Origin of the sequence: Pseudomonas sp. AD21 (assembly GCF_002878485.1) — a bacterium.
GTDB lineage: Bacteria > Pseudomonadota > Gammaproteobacteria > Pseudomonadales > Pseudomonadaceae > Aquipseudomonas.
Window position 1 is genome coordinate 98,321 of record NZ_NQYG01000002.1, and the last position, 15,417, is coordinate 113,737.

Annotated in this window: 10 protein-coding genes and 1 riboswitch; of the genes, 2 read left to right on the top strand and 8 right to left on the bottom strand. The window is 61.0% G+C overall.

Going from position 1 to position 15,417, the window contains the following annotated elements; all coding sequences use genetic code 11:
• Positions 1-71: 71 nt before the first annotated feature.
• The gene (ltaE, locus tag PseAD21_RS01660) at positions 72-1,076 is read right to left on the bottom strand and encodes a low-specificity L-threonine aldolase (protein ID WP_102354217.1); all 1,005 of its coding nucleotides are present in this window, start codon (positions 1,074-1,076) and stop codon (positions 72-74) included.
• A gap of 199 nt (positions 1,077-1,275) precedes the next feature.
• Positions 1,276-1,447: riboswitch (FMN riboswitch) on the top strand.
• A gap of 101 nt (positions 1,448-1,548) precedes the next feature.
• Here ltaE and PseAD21_RS01665 point away from each other — a divergent pair.
• On the top strand, positions 1,549-2,058 hold the full coding sequence (locus PseAD21_RS01665; RefSeq protein WP_102354218.1) for a 6,7-dimethyl-8-ribityllumazine synthase: 510 nt from the start codon (positions 1,549-1,551) through the stop codon (positions 2,056-2,058).
• Positions 2,059-2,179: 121 nt separating this feature from the next.
• Here the strand turns inward: PseAD21_RS01665 and astE are convergent, their stop codons facing one another.
• From astE to PseAD21_RS01700, 7 genes are all read right to left on the bottom strand, one after another.
• Entirely contained in the window at positions 2,180-3,190 is a 1,011-nt protein-coding gene (gene astE / locus PseAD21_RS01670) for a succinylglutamate desuccinylase (RefSeq protein ID WP_102354219.1), read from the bottom strand.
• Between the two features lie 12 nt (positions 3,191-3,202).
• Positions 3,203-3,493: a hypothetical protein gene (locus tag PseAD21_RS01675; RefSeq protein WP_027612641.1), complete on the bottom strand. Its 291-nt coding sequence runs from the start codon at positions 3,491-3,493 to the stop codon at positions 3,203-3,205.
• Between the two features lie 57 nt (positions 3,494-3,550).
• Entirely contained in the window at positions 3,551-4,897 is a 1,347-nt protein-coding gene (gene astB / locus PseAD21_RS01680; protein WP_102354220.1) for an N-succinylarginine dihydrolase, read from the bottom strand.
• Between the two features lie 163 nt (positions 4,898-5,060).
• Positions 5,061-6,530 carry a succinylglutamate-semialdehyde dehydrogenase gene (gene astD, locus PseAD21_RS01685; protein ID WP_178082080.1) on the bottom strand — a complete coding sequence of 490 codons (1,470 nt, stop codon included), beginning with the start codon at positions 6,528-6,530 and terminating at the stop codon, positions 5,061-5,063.
• Entirely contained in the window at positions 6,527-7,552 is a 1,026-nt protein-coding gene (gene astA / locus PseAD21_RS01690; RefSeq protein WP_027612638.1) for an arginine N-succinyltransferase, read from the bottom strand. Before astA ends, astD begins: the two co-directional genes overlap by 4 nt.
• Positions 7,553-7,603: 51 nt before the next feature.
• Positions 7,604-8,623, bottom strand: a complete 1,020-nt coding sequence (gene aruF / locus PseAD21_RS01695) for an arginine/ornithine succinyltransferase subunit alpha (RefSeq protein WP_102354222.1) — start codon at positions 8,621-8,623, stop codon at positions 7,604-7,606.
• 213 nt (positions 8,624-8,836) lie between these two features.
• Positions 8,837-10,057 (bottom strand): aspartate aminotransferase family protein, encoded by a 1,221-nt coding sequence (locus tag PseAD21_RS01700; protein WP_102354223.1) that lies wholly within the window; start codon positions 10,055-10,057, stop codon positions 8,837-8,839.
• Here PseAD21_RS01700 and PseAD21_RS01705 point away from each other — a divergent pair.
• Positions 10,000-15,411: a dermonecrotic toxin domain-containing protein gene (locus PseAD21_RS01705; RefSeq protein ID WP_371859045.1), complete on the top strand. Its 5,412-nt coding sequence runs from the start codon at positions 10,000-10,002 to the stop codon at positions 15,409-15,411. The two genes, PseAD21_RS01700 and PseAD21_RS01705, sit on opposite strands and share 58 nt — an antisense overlap.
• The last annotated feature ends 6 nt before the right edge of the window (positions 15,412-15,417 follow it).

Here is a 15,417-nt window from a genome sequence, read left to right on the forward strand (position 1 = left end):
TTATATCGGCCCTTCGCGCGGGGTACAGCGTGTTTATACGATAGTAACGGTCAATTGGACGGCTAACGCTGTCACTTGCGCGAAAACTCGACGAATGTCGCGATCACCTGCTCGATTTGCGAGCGATTGACGTCCATGTGCGTGACCATCCGCAGGCGCGCAGCGGCGCTCAACTTGATCCCGCGTTCGGCGGCAAACGCCTTGAGCGCTTCAGCCTGGTCGCCCATTTGCACGTAAACCATATTGGTCTGCACCGGTTCGACGCTGAACCCGGCTTCGCGCAGGCCTTCGGCCAGATACTGCGCGTTGGCATGGTCATCGGCCAGGCGCTGAACGTTGTGCTCCAGCGCATACAGCCCCGCCGCTGCCAGCAATCCGGCCTGACGCATGCCGCCACCGACCATCTTGCGCAGGCGCCGCGCTTTGCCGATCAACTCGGCTGAACCGCACAGCACCGACCCCACCGGCGCGCCCAGGCCCTTGGACAGGCACACCGAGACCGAATCGAAATGCCGGGTGATATCCCGGGCATCCACGCCCAGTTTGACCGCCGCGTTGTACAGCCGCGCGCCGTCCAGATGCAGGGCCAGGCCGTGTTCCTGCGTGAACTTACGCGCGCGGGCCAGATACTCCAGAGGCAGCACCTTGCCCTGCATGGTGTTTTCCAGCGCCAGCAGCCGGGTACGGGCGAAGTGGAAGTCATCGGGCTTGATCGCCGCCGCCGCTTGAGCCAGATCCAGCGAACCGTCGGCCTGCAACTCCAGCGGCTGCGGCTGGATCGAACCGAGCACCGCTGCGCCACCGCCCTCGTACTTATAGGTATGCGCCTGCTGACCGACGATGTATTCGTCACCGCGCTCGCAATGGGCCATCAAGCCCAGCAGGTTGCTCATGGTGCCGGTCGGTACAAACAGCGCCGCAGCGAAACCCAGGCGCTTTGCCAGTTCCGTTTCCAGACGATTGACCGTCGGATCTTCGCCGTACACGTCGTCACCGGTGGCAGCAGCAGTCATCGCCTCGAGCATGGCGGGAGTCGGTTGGGTGACGGTGTCGCTGCGAAGATCGATAACGCTCATGAACCTGGCCTCATAGTCAGCAGGGAAAATCCCTTTACGAAGGTGAATTACTGCGGTCATCGCGCAGATTAATCAACCCTTGGCGCAGGAAAACGCTCCACTAGCGTTCAAAAAATCCGATGGCAATCATCACAAAGGCGCAATGCACCGCTCGCCGATCTGTGATAAAAACGCTGCGCCGCCCGAGAAAGGGCGGCAAAAACGTTCTCAGGGCGGGGTGCAATTCCCCACCGGCGGTAATTGCGCGCAATGCGCATAGCCCGCGAGCGCTTGGCGACGGACACGGCTTTTGCGGTGCACGGCGGCAAGGTCAGCAGACCCGGTGTGATCCCGGGGCCGACGGTCATAGTCCGGATGAAGAGAGAACGGGATTAACGCCAAAGGGCCGTCCGCGCGATGTTGTGCGTGTGCGCACCCTTGAATCCCTTTCGATTCATAACGCCCTGTTTTTCACACAAACAGGAGTCAGAACATGCAACCCACCGCTATCGACAGCAAATCCAAACACCCTCACGGCGAGCGCGTCGCGTTCATCCAGGCCTGTTGGCACAAGGAAATCGTCGACCAGAGCCGTAAAGGCTTCGTCGCCGAAATGCTTGCCTTGGGTTATCAGGAATCGGACATCGACATCTTCGAAGTCGGCGGCGCCTTTGAAATGCCTCTGCACGCCAAGTTGCTGGCCAAGACAGGTCGTTATGCCGGGATCGTCGCGGCAGCCCTGGTCGTGGACGGCGGCATCTACCGTCACGAGTTCGTCGCCCAGTCGGTGGTCAGCGGCCTGATGCAAGTGCAGCTGGAAACCGAAGTGCCGGTGTTCTCGGTGTCCCTGACCCCGCATCACTTCCATGCTGGCGACGAGCATCAGAAGTTCTTCTTCGAGCACTTTGTGCACAAGGGTCAGGAAGCGGCCAGAACCTGCGCCGATACGCTGCAGAAGGTTCGTGCGCTGCGTCGCACCGAACCGCGTGCTGTAGCCGTCTAAGCCTCCAACGATCGTTCCCATGCTCTGCGTGGGAATGCCTCAATGGACGCTCTGCGTCCGCTTTGGGACGCGGAGCGTCCCGGGCTGCATTCCCACGCGGAGCGTGGGAATGATCATCACGTCAGGCGAGATTTTCGTCGCTGGTCGGCACGATCAGGATGCCCGCACGCAAGCCATTCTTGACCTTCGGATTAGGGAAAATGATCCGCGCGCCCTCTTCCTCGATGACCCAGCGAGTATTGGCCAGATCTTCGGCCAGCAGATAACCCACGTCCAATTCAGAAAAGTTCTCTATATCCGCCGGCAGGTTCAGGCGGAAGGCATCGCTGTGCTTGATGATCTCCCGGGCGACGCTGAACAGCTGCAAACCGTCCAGGCCTTCCTCGGCCAGATCAGGCTCATTACCTTCGATGATCTGCTTCAGACGGCTTTCCAGGCGTGAAACATCGACCCCTTCGTTCTGCCCGAACGGTCGCGCCTTGCCCAGTTCCAGAGTGAAGGCCTCGGCACCGAGCTTGTCGTAGGTGTAGGAGCTGAACACGATCGACGGCTTGTTCTGCAGCAGCACCGCCTCCATGCCGGCCGCACGCAAGCGCGCCAGTTCGCGGCGCGAATGCTGGCGACCTTCTTTCCACGGATACAGGGCGAACTGCTCGATCTTCGAGCCACGAATCGCCGTGTGCAGGTCGTAGTGCAAACGCTGACGATCAGGCAGGCTGAAGAAACTCGCTGCCAGGCGTTCCAGCTCACAGGCGCGTATGGCTTCGGAACCGCTGGTTTGTTCATGACGGCCGTTGAACAGCCGATTGACGTCCTGCTCGACGAAGCGCTCGCCTTTACGAATCGCTTCCGGGTTGCCGAACAGGAACAGAATGCGTGCACGCGGCTTCAAGTCGCCGCGAGCGATGTCATGCAGCAGGCGATCAAGCAACTCGATCGGCGCTGTTTCATTGCCGTGGATGCCTGCCGACAGCAGCAGGTCCAGGCCATTGTCGCGCGCTTCGGGTGGCCGGACTTCCAGCGCACCCTCGCTCAACCAGCGCATGCGCACGCCTTCGACAGTCAGTTGAGTCTTCTCCGCCGGTTCGCGGCCGGCGAGGGTCAGTTCAAGCAGTTTGCCGAGGGCGAGCATAGAGCGGTTTCCTTAGTGATCGTGGTTGCAATCCGGGCCGTGCACGTGGTCTTCGTCGTCGCCGACGTCAGCCGGTTCCATTTCCAGTTGCAGACTTACCAGATTAGTTGCCAATGGGCGCAGCAGCAGGTTGGCGTACTCTTCGTCACCCTCCTCGACGTCCACGCCGATCAGCAGTTGGCCACGGCCGTCCTGCTGGATCCACAGCTCTTTGCCTTGCCACATGACCGCGACGCGGGTGCACGAGGTTTGCAGTTGCGTGCCGTCGGTGTCTTCAAGGATCAGCTGCAGGGAATCGCTCATGTTTTTACTCTCTTGGGGAGACAAGCCGCGCGCCGCGCTCAGGCGACGCGCCGGCCATCAATTGATCTGGAATGGATAAACCGAGCCCAGTTTAAGGATTTGCGTCAGTTCATCCAGTGCCGTCCGGCATTCAAGCAACAATTGCGGGTCCGCCAGATCGGTTTCGCTCAGGCGGTCGCGGTAGTGCTTTTCAACCCATGCGGTCAACGAACCGTACAACGGTGCGGTCATGATAACCCCTGGGTTGACGGCCGCCAGCTCGGTTTCGTTGAGCGCGACGCGCAGTCGCAGGCACGCCGGGCCACCGCCGTTCTGCATACTTTGCTTGAGGTCGAAGACTTTCACTTCGCGGATCAGGCCGCCGGAGCTGGTCAGACTTTGCAGGTAGGCCCACACGCGTTCGTTGGCCTGGCACTCTTGCGGCACGATCAACAGCATCGAACCGTCAGGACGCGACAGCAACTGACTGTTGAACAGGTAGGAGCGCACTGCATCGTCCACGGTGACCGCCGAACGCGGCACGCAGATCGACTGGAACTTGCCGCCGACCTTGGCCAGCTTGCCCTGCAACTCGGCCAGCATCTGCTCGGTGTCGAGGAACGCATCCTCGTGATGGAACAGGACTTCGCCGTTACCCACCGCGATCACGTCGTTGTGGAATACGCCCTGGTCGATCACCGCCGGGTTCTGTTGAGCGTAAACCACGCCCTCGTCACGCAGACCGTGCAGGCGCGCTACCGCTTGCGACGCTTCCAGGGTCTGGCGCGCCGGGTACTTTTGCGGCGCCGGGTAACGGGTGTCGAACGCACTGCGACCGAACACGAAGAACTCGACACCGGCCTCGCCGTATTCACGGCAGAAACGCGTGTGGTTGGCTGCGCCTTCGTCGCCGAACTGCGCCACCGCTGGCAATGCGGCGTGATGGGCGAAGTGCTGTTGATTGGCGAACATCGCACCGAGCACGCGACTGGTGGTCGGGTGTTCGATACTGCGGTGGTATTTGCAGTTGAGGTTGGCGGCGGTGAAATGCACGCGACCGTCAGCGGTGTCCGCGCTCGGGCTGACCGTGGCGGCGTTGGCCACCCACATGCTCGATGCCGAGCAACTGGCGACCAGCAGCGGCATGGCTTCTTTGGCGGCGCGCTCAATCACTTGCGCGTCGGTGCCACTGAAACCCAGACGGCGCAACGCGGCCACGTCCGGACGCTCCTGCGGCGCCAGCACGCCTTGCTGAAAGCCCATTTCCATCAGCGCTTTCATTTTCGCCAGGCCTTGCAGCGCCGCTTCCTTCGGGTTCGAGGATTGCTGGCTGTTGCTCTGGGACGCAACGTTGCCGTAGGACAGACCACCGTAGTTATGGGTCGGCCCCACTAGACCGTCAAAATTGACTTCATAGGATTTCATCAGCGAGGCTCCACGAGAATCTGTTGTTATAGGCATCGAGTAACAAATAGGTAAGACCGAGGTGCGGCTATCGCGAGCAGGCTCACTCCTACAGGGTTTGTGTCGTGCACAAATTGTGTGCCCACCATCAACCTGTAGGAGTGAGCCTGCTCGCGATTGAATATCACGCCATTTTCACGCCAGGGGTCAGAGCGGCTGGCAACACCAGGCTCGGCGTTTCCAGCGAGGCCACCGGGTACGCGCAGTAATCCGCCGCGTAGTAGGCGCTGGCGCGATGGTTGCCCGAAGCGCCGACACCGCCGAACGGCGCGCTGCTCGCAGCACCCGTCAGCTGTTTGTTCCAGTTGACGATCCCGGCACGGCTTTCCAGCCAGAACTGCTGATAACGCGCTTCGGAATCCGACAACAGACCTGCAGCCAAACCGTAGGCGGTGTCATTGGCTTCAGCGATCGCCGCTGCAAAATCAACGTAGCGGATCACCTGAAGCAGCGGGCCGAACAGTTCTTCGTCGGGACGCCCGGCCACCGCAGTCACGTCGAGAATGCCCGGGGTCAGCAAGGCCGATTGCGCTTGTGGCTGAGTCATTGCCAGCAGCGACACCGCGCCATTGGCCAACAGATGTTCCTGAGCGTCCATCAGCGCTTTGGCCGCGCCGAGGGAAATCACCGAGCCCATGAACGGCGCCGGCTGTTGATCGAACGCACCGACTTCAATCGTCGAACTGACTTCAACCAGACGCTTGAGCAGGCTGTCGCCCCACGCGCCTTGCGGCACCAGCAGACGACGGGCGCAGGTGCAACGCTGACCGGCGGAGATGAACGCCGACTGAATGATCGTGTACACCGCCGCGTCCAGATCAGCCACCTGATCGACCACCAGCGGGTTGTTGCCACCCATTTCCAAAGCAAGAATCTTGTCCGGACGCCCGGCGAACTGCTGGTGCAGGTGATTGCCGGTGCGGCTCGAACCGGTGAAGAACAGTCCGTCGATGCCCGGGTTGGCCGCCAGCGCGATGCCGGTTTCGCGAGCGCCTTGCAGCAGGTTCAGAACGCCTGCCGGCAGTCCGGCTTCGATCCAGCACTTGACCGTCAGCTCGGCGACTTTCGGGGTCAGTTCGCTTGGCTTGAACAGCACACTGTTACCGGCCAGCAGCGCCGGCACGATGTGCCCGTTCGGCAAGTGGCCAGGGAAGTTGTAAGGGCCGAACACCGCGACCACACCGTGTGGCTTGTGGCGCAATACGGCGGTAGCGTCACCCAGCGGGCCGCTCTTCTCGCCGGTACGTTCGCGGTAGCTCTGTACCGAAATCGCGATTTTGTTGACCATGCTGGTGACTTCGGTCGCGGCTTCCCACAGTGGCTTGCCGGTTTCCTCACCGATGGTGCGCGCCAGTTCGTCGCTGTGGTTTTTCAGCGCCGCGGCGAAGGCTTCGAGCACGTTGATGCGCTCGTCCAGCGAACACCGCGCCCAACCCGGGAATGCCTGACGGGCAGCCTGCACGGCGGACTCGACCTGAGCGGCAGTAGCGCCCTCCCCCGACCACAGCACTTGCTGGGTCACCGGGTTCAGCGACTGAAAGGCTTCGCCCTGACCGGCCAGCCATTCACCTGCGATGTAAAGCGAATTCATTATTTCGACTCCCGAGCAGCAGACAACGCCACGGCGCGCACTTGATCGCCAGCGTTGAGTTGAAGACGTTTGGCGGTCAGCGGATCGACCACCAGCGTGCCGGCGGCCAGACGGGCCGGGGCAGCAGTGATGCGGCAATCTTCGCGCTTGCGGTTATGGATGATGAACGGCGTGGCGTCATCGCCCGGCGTACCGATCGCCAGCACCAGCGCTTCGCTGTCGCGCACCGCGCGGATCTTGCTGGTTTCGCATTCGATGGCGGGACCGGCGTCGAAGATGTCGACGTAGCCCTGATAGCTGAAACCTTCGCTCTTGAGCATGGCCAGCGCCGGCTCGGTGTCCGGGTGCACCTGGCCGATAACGTTGCGCGCATCCGGCGACAGGAAGCAGGTGTACAGCGGGAATTTCGGCATCAGTTCGGCGATGAACGCCTTGTTGCCGACGCCGGTCAGGTAATCGGCCTGGCTGAATTCCATCTTGAAGAAGTGCCGCCCCAGGCTTTCCCAGAATGGCGAGCGGCCGGCTTCGTCGGACACGCCGCGCATCTCGGCGATAATCTTGTTGCCGAACAGCTCAGGGAACTCGGCGATGAACAGCATGCGCGCCTTGGACAGCATGCGGCCATTCAGACCCGTGCGGTAATCGGCATGCAGGAACAGCGAGCACAGCTCGGAGTTGCCGGTCAGGTCGTTGGCAAGGAACAGCGTCGGGATCTCGCGATAGATGTTCAGCTCCTGCGAGGCGCTGACGGTCAGGCCGACGCGAAAGTTGTACCACGGCTCACGCAGACCGACGGCGCCGGCGATGGCGGAAATCCCCACCACACGGCCGTTGTCGTCTTCGAGCACGAACAGGTAGTCCGCATCGCCACGGCCGGCTTCGCCGCGAAAGGTCTTCTCGGCCCAGCCGACCCGATGGGTCAGGCGTTCTTCGTTGGCCGGCAAAGTGGTCAGGCCGGTGCCGGTGCTGCGGGCCAGATCGATCAGCGCGGATAAATCGCTGCTGCGTACGGGACGAACAATCATGCTATCTCCTCAAACGGGCCGCCTTCGCCACCCGTGAAACTCGCTAAGGCGTTAAACCGCCACCAGGCGCACGCTGGCACCTTCACCGACGCCCAGGGCTTCGGCTGCTTCCAGATCCAGGGTCACCGGTTTGCCCGGCGCGTAGTCCAGTTCCAGCAACACCGCGCGGTAATCCTGCAACTGCGCGTTGGCCACCAGATACTGGCGTCCGGCACCTTTGACCGGCTCCCCGATCTTCACCGGCACCATACGGCTCTGGGCGATCGAACGGATCCCCGAAACGCGTGCATGCAGGGTCGGGCCACCGTCGAAAATGTCGATGTAGTGATCGGTCTCGAAGCCTTCGCGCATCAGGATGTCGAAGGTGATCTGCGCACGCGGGTGCACCTGGCCCATCGCTTCCTGAGCGGAATCCGGCAACAGCGGCACGTAGATCGGGTAATGCGGCATCAGTTCGGCGAGGAACGTGCGGCTCTTCAGGCCACACAGACGCTCGGCCTCGGCGTAGTTGAGGTCGAAGAAGTTGCGGCCGATCGCATCCCAGAATGGCGAGTCGCCGTTCTCGTCGCTGTAGCCGACGATCTCGGTCACCACCGAATCAGCGAAACGCTCCGGGTGGCTGGCGACGAACAGCAAGCGACCACGGGAGTTGAGCTCGGCCCACGGCGAACCCACCAGCTCGCGCTGCACGTAGAAACTGGTCAGCAAGCTGTTGCCGGTCAGGTCGTGGCACTGCGAAAGCACGTGGATCTTGTTGTGGATCTTCAGCTCGCGGGAGGCGTGAACGAAGGTCTCGTTGCGGAAGCTGTAAAACGGCTCCGAGTAACCGGCCGAGGCGACGATGGCCGAGCAGCCCACCAGCTTGCCGGTGGCGGTGTCTTCGAGGACGAAGAAATAGCTCTCCTCGCCGTTGAAGCTCACTTCGGCGGCAAACGAGGCTTCGCTCGCAGCGATCTTGTCGCTCAGACGTTCCACGTCATCCGGCAAGGAAGTGACACCAATCGGACTGTCCGCAGCCAGACGCTGTACCTCGCCCAGATCAGCCATTTGCGCAGGGCGCATCACCAGCATGGTGTCACTCCTTAATCTCAGAACTTACAGAAGAAATAACCGGGCCTACATGGAGATCAATGTAGGAGTGAGCCTGCTCGCGATTGCGGTCTGTCAGAAACCGATGAGTCGACTGACATACCGCAATCGCGAGCAGGCTCACTCCTACAGGTGATCTGGTCCGGCATAAAATTTTGATCGGCGCCTGAAAAACTCCAGGCGCCGAAGGGTCTATCAGGCTTGCGTCAGTTTCGCGGCAGCACGTTCGAAGCGGTCCAGACCGGCATCGATATCGGCATCTTCCACCACCAGGCTCGGGGCGAAACGGATCACGTCCGGGCCAGCCTGCAGAATCATCAGGCCTTCCTGTTCAGCGGCGTTGAAGATGTCCTTGGCCTTGCCTTTCCAGGCGTCGCTCAGCACGCAACCGATCAGCAGACCGAGGCCGCGCACCTGAGTGAACAGGCCGTACTTCTCGCCGATCTGCTGCAGACGGGTCTTGAACTTGTCGTGCTTGGCATTGACGCCATTCAGCACCTCAGGGGTGTTGATCACATCGATTACCGCCTCAGCCACCGCGCACGCCAGCGGGTTGCCGCCGTATGTGGTGCCGTGGGTGCCGACGACCAGATGTTTAGCCAGCGCTTCGGTGGTCAGCATCGCCGCGATAGGGAAACCACCGCCCAGGCTCTTGGCGCTGGTCAGGATGTCCGGGGTCACGCCGTAATGCTGGTAAGCAAACAGGTTGCCGGTGCGGCCCATGCCGGTTTGCACTTCGTCGAACACCAGCAGCGCGTTGTTCGCGTCGCACAGTTCACGGGCACCTTGCAGGTAAGCCAGTTCGGCCGGCAGCACGCCGCCCTCGCCCTGGATCGGTTCCAGCACGACCGCGCAGGTCTTCTCGGAAACCGCGGCTTTCAGCGCTGCCAGATCGTTGTAAGGCACATGGGTGATGCCGGTGATTTTCGGACCGAAACCGTCGGAATACTTCGACTGGCCACCGACGTTGACGGTGAACAGTGTGCGGCCGTGGAAGCTGTTGAGCGCGGCGATGATTTCGTACTTCTCGCTGCCGAAACGGTCGAACGCCACACGACGGGCCAGCTTGAATGCGGCCTCGTTGGCTTCAGCGCCGGAGTTGCAGAAGAACACGCGCTCGGCGAACGTGGCGTCGATCAGCTTGTGCGCCAGGCGCAGGGCCGGTTCGTTGGTGAACACGTTGGACACGTGCCACAGCTTGTTCGCTTGCTCGGTCAAGGCACCGACCAGCGCCGGGTGCGCATGGCCCAATACGTTGACGGCGATGCCGCCGGCGAAGTCGATCAGCTCGCGGCCGGCCTGATCCCAGACGCGGGAACCGGCGCCACGCACCGGAATGAAAGCGGCAGGCGCGTAGTTTGGAACCATTACCTGGTCGAAATCGGCGCGTTGTACCGCAGCGTGCTCAACGGACATCGGAGTCTCCTGATGAGGGCCACCCGCCTGAAACTGGCGAGCGATGGGGGGATTGTAAGGACAGTTTTCAGCCCGGCCTTGCCGCCAAGCGACAACTTCTTATAGCGCAAACCCCGGATTTTCCCGGGTTTACGGCAATGCGACATATAGCGTCGCAAAGGCGCAGTTTAAACTGCACGCCGTCGTTTGAGCAGACGTACAGGGGATCTTACTCAAGAGAGTTTTACGGGGTGCGGTATATATGTACCGCACATCGAATCAATTCACGGTGTTTGCTATGGACTTCTCCCAGGCAAACGGCCGTCTCCATGATTCACGCAACCACCGATACCCCGGCAACACTGTCAGAAACCCTGCTGCTCCCCAGGCAGGACACACACTATCAACCGTTGCTTCAGGCCATTCCGACCTGGCTGAGCCAGACCTCGGCGTACAAGCGCGAGGCCTTGAAACGGGCCGACCTTCGGCTGGCTGTCAGCCTCAGGCAAGCATCGCGCAACGAGCATGCAACGCTGCGCGCGCTCAATGCCGCGCACTGGACCGCACACAACCGTGTCGAGCAAAGTCTTGCCCGACTGCAAGACGCCAAAGCCTTCGCCGCACCACTGCTGCGCGCCGAGATAGAAAAACGCTTTGGCTTGAAACTGGATGTCAGGCAGACCTTCCTGCGCCTGTACCTGCCCGCCCATGTCCCGTGGCTACGCATCAAGTCAGGGGCCGCGCGCACCTGGACCGTCTCACTGCTGGACGCTGCGCTGCACAATTTTGGAAGCAGCGAGACCGCCGATGATGCCTTTGAACCTGCCTCGGACTACGTCAGCCAGCCCTCTCCCGAAGGCCAGTTCGGCGTGCTGCCGAACATCGTCGAGACGATGCCGATCACGGCCTTCCCCCGCCTGTGTCGCGAACTGGATATCGGCCAGCGCTATAACGCCTATCTGCAAGACAACCTGGGCATCAGCAATCCACCGGTCGCTGCCGTGCTGCAGCCCAAAGTTTGCGCAAGTGACAAAGCCGCGTTGGTCGCCGCCCTGCAAACGGCCTCCATGCAAAAGCTGTTGGGCACCGATGTTCATCGCCTGATTCTCGGCCTGCTCGACGGCTTGCAGCATTTGCGCCTCAATCGCCAGGCGTGGCACTGCCATGCACTGACGATGATGAAGGCCAGCCTCACGGGCATCGTGCTGTTCGCCCCGAATCTTGACGATGCGAACAGCGCAGCGCGAGTCGTGGCCTACATTCCCGATGATCCGCAGCACCCGGTCAAGGAGTACGCGAGTACCGGCGCCTTCGCCCTGGAACTGGCGCAGCGCCTGCGCGACCCGGACTATCAAGCCTTCTTCAGCCGCTTCGTCGACCATGCCGACCGGGGATATTTCTTCGGCCAACTGAAGACTCTGCTCGGCCCCGTCACCTGGCAACCGGTGCCCGCCGGCGACCCACGTCCGACCTGGCGCGAGAGCCCGAACGCACGTCCTCTTCTGCAAGTTGCCGCGACACCGATTCGGGGTGATCTGTGGGGGTATCTCTACCAACGCAAACTCGACAAGATTCTCAACGACGCCAGCGTCATCGTCATCTCGACTGCTACGGTTGATCGCAAGGCACGCTGGGCGCTCTGGGATTCCTTCACGGAGATCGCGCAGACATTGCTCAACATCGCCGTGTTCGTCGCCCTGCCGTTCGTGCCGTTTCTTGGCGAATTGATGCTGGCCTATACGGCGTACCAATTGCTCGACGAAACCTTCGAGGGCATCGTCGACTGGGCCGAAGGGCTGCACCGCGAAGCATTCGAACACCTGATGGGGGTCGTGGAGTCCGTGGTGCAGGTCGGCACTTTTGTGGCCGGAGGCGCGATCGCCGCAGGCGAGTTCCGCGCCATGCTGCCGGCTCAAACCGTTGCGTTCATCGATCGATTCATTCCGACCAACCCGAGCAACGCAAAGAGCCGCTACTGGAAGCCCGACCTGCGCCCTTATGAGCTTCCTGACACCTTGCCCAAAGACGCCAGACCCGATGCGCTTGGTCTGCACACCCATCAGGGCAAGACATTACTGGCGCTGGAAGAAAAGCTGTATATCGTCAGCCGCGATCCCCGAACTGGCGAGCATCGAATTGACCATCCGAGCCGCCCCGACGCTTACAAACCCGCCCTCAAGCACAACACCACCGGTGCCTGGAAAACCGAACTCGATCAGCCGCTGAGCTGGGATCGCCCCACCTTGCTCAAACGCAGCAACCCGCAGATGCAACGTCTTCCCGCAGACCTGCAAGAGCGCCTGCTGAACATCAGCGGCTGCCGGGAAAACGCCTTGCGCCAAATGCATGTCGAGCATGAACCGCTGCCACTGCTGCTGGCCGACACTCTGCAGCGCTGGCAGATCGATCAGGACATTCAATTGTTCATCGACCAGATCGGCAGCCGCCGCGCCGAGGATTATCTCAAGGCCGATCCCGCCACCCAACTGCAAGTGCTCTTCGATAACGGCTACTGGCCCGCTGACCGTGGCCTGCAACTGATCGATCAGCAGGGAAAAATCCTGTGGCGCAGTCCCGCTGCCAACGTGCCGCCTGTACGAATCGAAGCTTCACGACTGGATAATGGCGACCTGCTCAAGACCTGCCTGCAACAACTGACAGAGTCGCAAAGACGCACGCTATTGGGCGAAGCATTGCATACGCCCGCACCGCCGGCTGAGGTTCGCGCCGCCAACCTTCGCCGCACAATCGCCGAGCTTGCACAACGCAAGCGACAAAGCCTGTTCGAGGATCGCTACGACCGACTGCAACGCGGCGCCGGCCCACTGACGCAGACATTGATGGATGCCGAACCCGGCGTGCCGAAGGCATTGGCGCAAGCGCTTGTGGAATCAATGAGTGACGCCGAACGCCTGCAACTGCAGCGCGGCACACTCTCCGAACGGCTGGTTGACCTGACTCGAGAGGCCGGCCTGCAAGTCCGTGCGGCTCGGGCCCTCGAAGGGTTGGAGCTGACGGTAACAAGCAACAACCTGGATACGGATCGGCTGGCACTCCATTCGCTACCACGGCTACCGGGCTGGTCGTCGTCGGTTCGAATCGAGATAAGGCATTACACCCACAGCGGGCCGCTCCTCGACAGTATTGGCCCGCAGGACGCCCTCATCCGCAAAGTGCTGGTGCTGACCGCGCAGGGCGACTACCAGCCTTTCGACAATACAGGTGAATCGCTCAGTGCGTCGGGGTCGCTGTATTGGAGCCTGTTGCATGCACTGCCTGACACCGAACGCTCGACGTTGAACCTCCACATCACGCAGGAGCAGAAGCTCAAGCAGTTGATTGGTGATCACGCACTCGACCGTGAAGCGCTGCTGAATCTGCTCGCGCAAAACCCCGATCGTAAACCCGCTTACGATCCAGCCGTCATGCGCCTGCTTGGCGGCACAGCCGGGTATCGGCGCACCCCCGCCAACACACCGACCTTGCAGATGCATGCCCACTGGCTGCTGCCGCATTTACTGCCTGAAGAGCTGAGCGCGTTTGTCGAACGGTTGCAGCGCCATCCGAGTGGCCCCCGAGGAGAACTGAACCGTTTGATCGTTGAACGCAAACACCTGGACGAAGTTCTGAATCCGTGGATTGATCGCATTCCCATTGCCCACCCGGATACCGGCGCCCGCCTCACCACAGAGCAATATGCGATTCAGCGTCATCGCAGGCGGCAGATGAGGGTCGACATTCTGGACTGCTGGAAGCAGCAGGTTTACTTGTCCGAGGACGCCGATCAAAGCATCGATCTGCGCCTCTCACAGCCCATCATGGGTGAGCTGCCACAGCTGGGAGTGAACTTCAGTCACGTCGACTACCTGACCATCGAGGGTGTCGGCAGCACTCAGGGCGTATATGGGTTTCTGAACGGATTTACCGGGCTGCGCCGCCTGGCGTTGCGCAGCTTTCAACTGGGTAGCCTCCCGGAAGCGATCAGTCGATCACCACAATTGCGCGAACTGATTCTCAGCGACTGCGGTATCACCCTGACACCCGAGAGCCAGGCATCACTGGCGGGCCTGACTCAGCTGAAAACCCTGGACTTGTTCAGAAACCCGCTCGGACTCCTTCCCAATGTCGAACGAATGGCGAAACTGAATTACATCGACCTTTCGGAAACCGGTATATCCGAGCTCCCGACCGGGCTCCTCAGCCGTCCGCAACTGCGAACCGCACTGCTCAATGACAACAGGATCCAGTCACTGCCTTCCATCCTGTTCGAGCTTCCTGGCAACATTCCGGAAGGTTTCGATCTGGGCGGTAATCCGATTGCTGCAGCCGACCGTGAACGCATCAAGCACTACTTCAACGAAACACGACAGGACTTCGGCGTATTGGCCGAGCCAGCCGATTTGTTGCGCGTACAGACGCTGTACACGCGCATGGACCAGGAACAGGCCAGTGAGTTTTTTTATCTCCTGCCCGGCACTCTGGCCGAGGGGCGAGTCGAGCTTGCACGGCTTGAAAGCGAATACAGTGCCTTGAGCACCAACCTCGCCACCTGGGCGATCGACCATCCGCCCCTGCACCCGATCAGTGGCGAGCCCTTCACGATCGAGGAACTATTGAACGAGTACGCGGCACGTCATGAGTTCAAATCCCTCGTAGAACAGTGCTGGCGCCGGGAAACCGAGCTTGATGAGCTGGATCAGAACCGTCAGCCACTTCATGACCTGAATTTACCGACGATCATCACCGGTCATCTGCCTGCGCTCGATGCCGACTTCAGCCATGTCACGCACCTGTACCTGAGAAGCCGCCCGGGCCAGACGTTCGGGGTTGAGCAGTTCGTGGAGACGTTCGCCAGTCTGCGGGGCCTGACGATTTATCAATACCGACTCGAGGACATCCCGCCGGCAGTCTTTCGCATGGCTGAGCTGACCCATTTGTCACTCTCGCAATGCGACCTCACGCTCACACGCCAAACAGCATTGGCGCTTGCGCAAATGGAACGCCTGGATCATCTGGACCTGAGTGATAATCCACTGGGCGAGGCACCGGATGTCAGCCAGATGACTGACTTGACGACCCTGATGCTGGACAACACCGGCATCACCGAACTGCCACCGGGCTTGCTGCAACTCGAACATCTGGAAATCGCCGACCTGAGTGACAACGCGATCGCTGAGGTTCCCAGCGATATTCTGGAGCTGCCAGTGGAGCGCGCCGAAAAGTTCAGCCTCAGGGGCAACCCACTCTCGCCAATCAGCCTTCAACGACTGATCGCCTACTTCAGAAACCACCGCATCGATTTTGGCGTGGAGGAAGTCATCGAGCGCGCGGAAATGGAGGTATCCACTTCCGAGGATTCCGGGGTCGATGAATGACTGTCA

What these genes read in the sequence shown, in the direction of transcription:
- astE (WP_102354219.1), bottom strand. Translation starts at nt 3,190, where the DNA reads ATGCTCGCCCTCGGCAAACTGCTTGAACTGACCCTCGCCGGCCGCGAA.
- ltaE (WP_102354217.1), bottom strand. Translation starts at nt 1,076, where the DNA reads ATGAGCGTTATCGATCTTCGCAGCGACACCGTCACCCAACCGACTCCC.
- PseAD21_RS01665 (WP_102354218.1), top strand. Translation starts at nt 1,549, where the DNA reads ATGCAACCCACCGCTATCGACAGCAAATCCAAACACCCTCACGGCGAG.
- astA (WP_027612638.1), bottom strand. Translation starts at nt 7,552, where the DNA reads ATGATTGTTCGTCCCGTACGCAGCAGCGATTTATCCGCGCTGATCGAT.
- PseAD21_RS01700 (WP_102354223.1), bottom strand. Translation starts at nt 10,057, where the DNA reads ATGTCCGTTGAGCACGCTGCGGTACAACGCGCCGATTTCGACCAGGTA.
- astB (WP_102354220.1), bottom strand. Translation starts at nt 4,897, where the DNA reads ATGAAATCCTATGAAGTCAATTTTGACGGTCTAGTGGGGCCGACCCAT.
- aruF (WP_102354222.1), bottom strand. Translation starts at nt 8,623, where the DNA reads ATGCTGGTGATGCGCCCTGCGCAAATGGCTGATCTGGGCGAGGTACAG.
- PseAD21_RS01675 (WP_027612641.1), bottom strand. Translation starts at nt 3,493, where the DNA reads ATGAGCGATTCCCTGCAGCTGATCCTTGAAGACACCGACGGCACGCAA.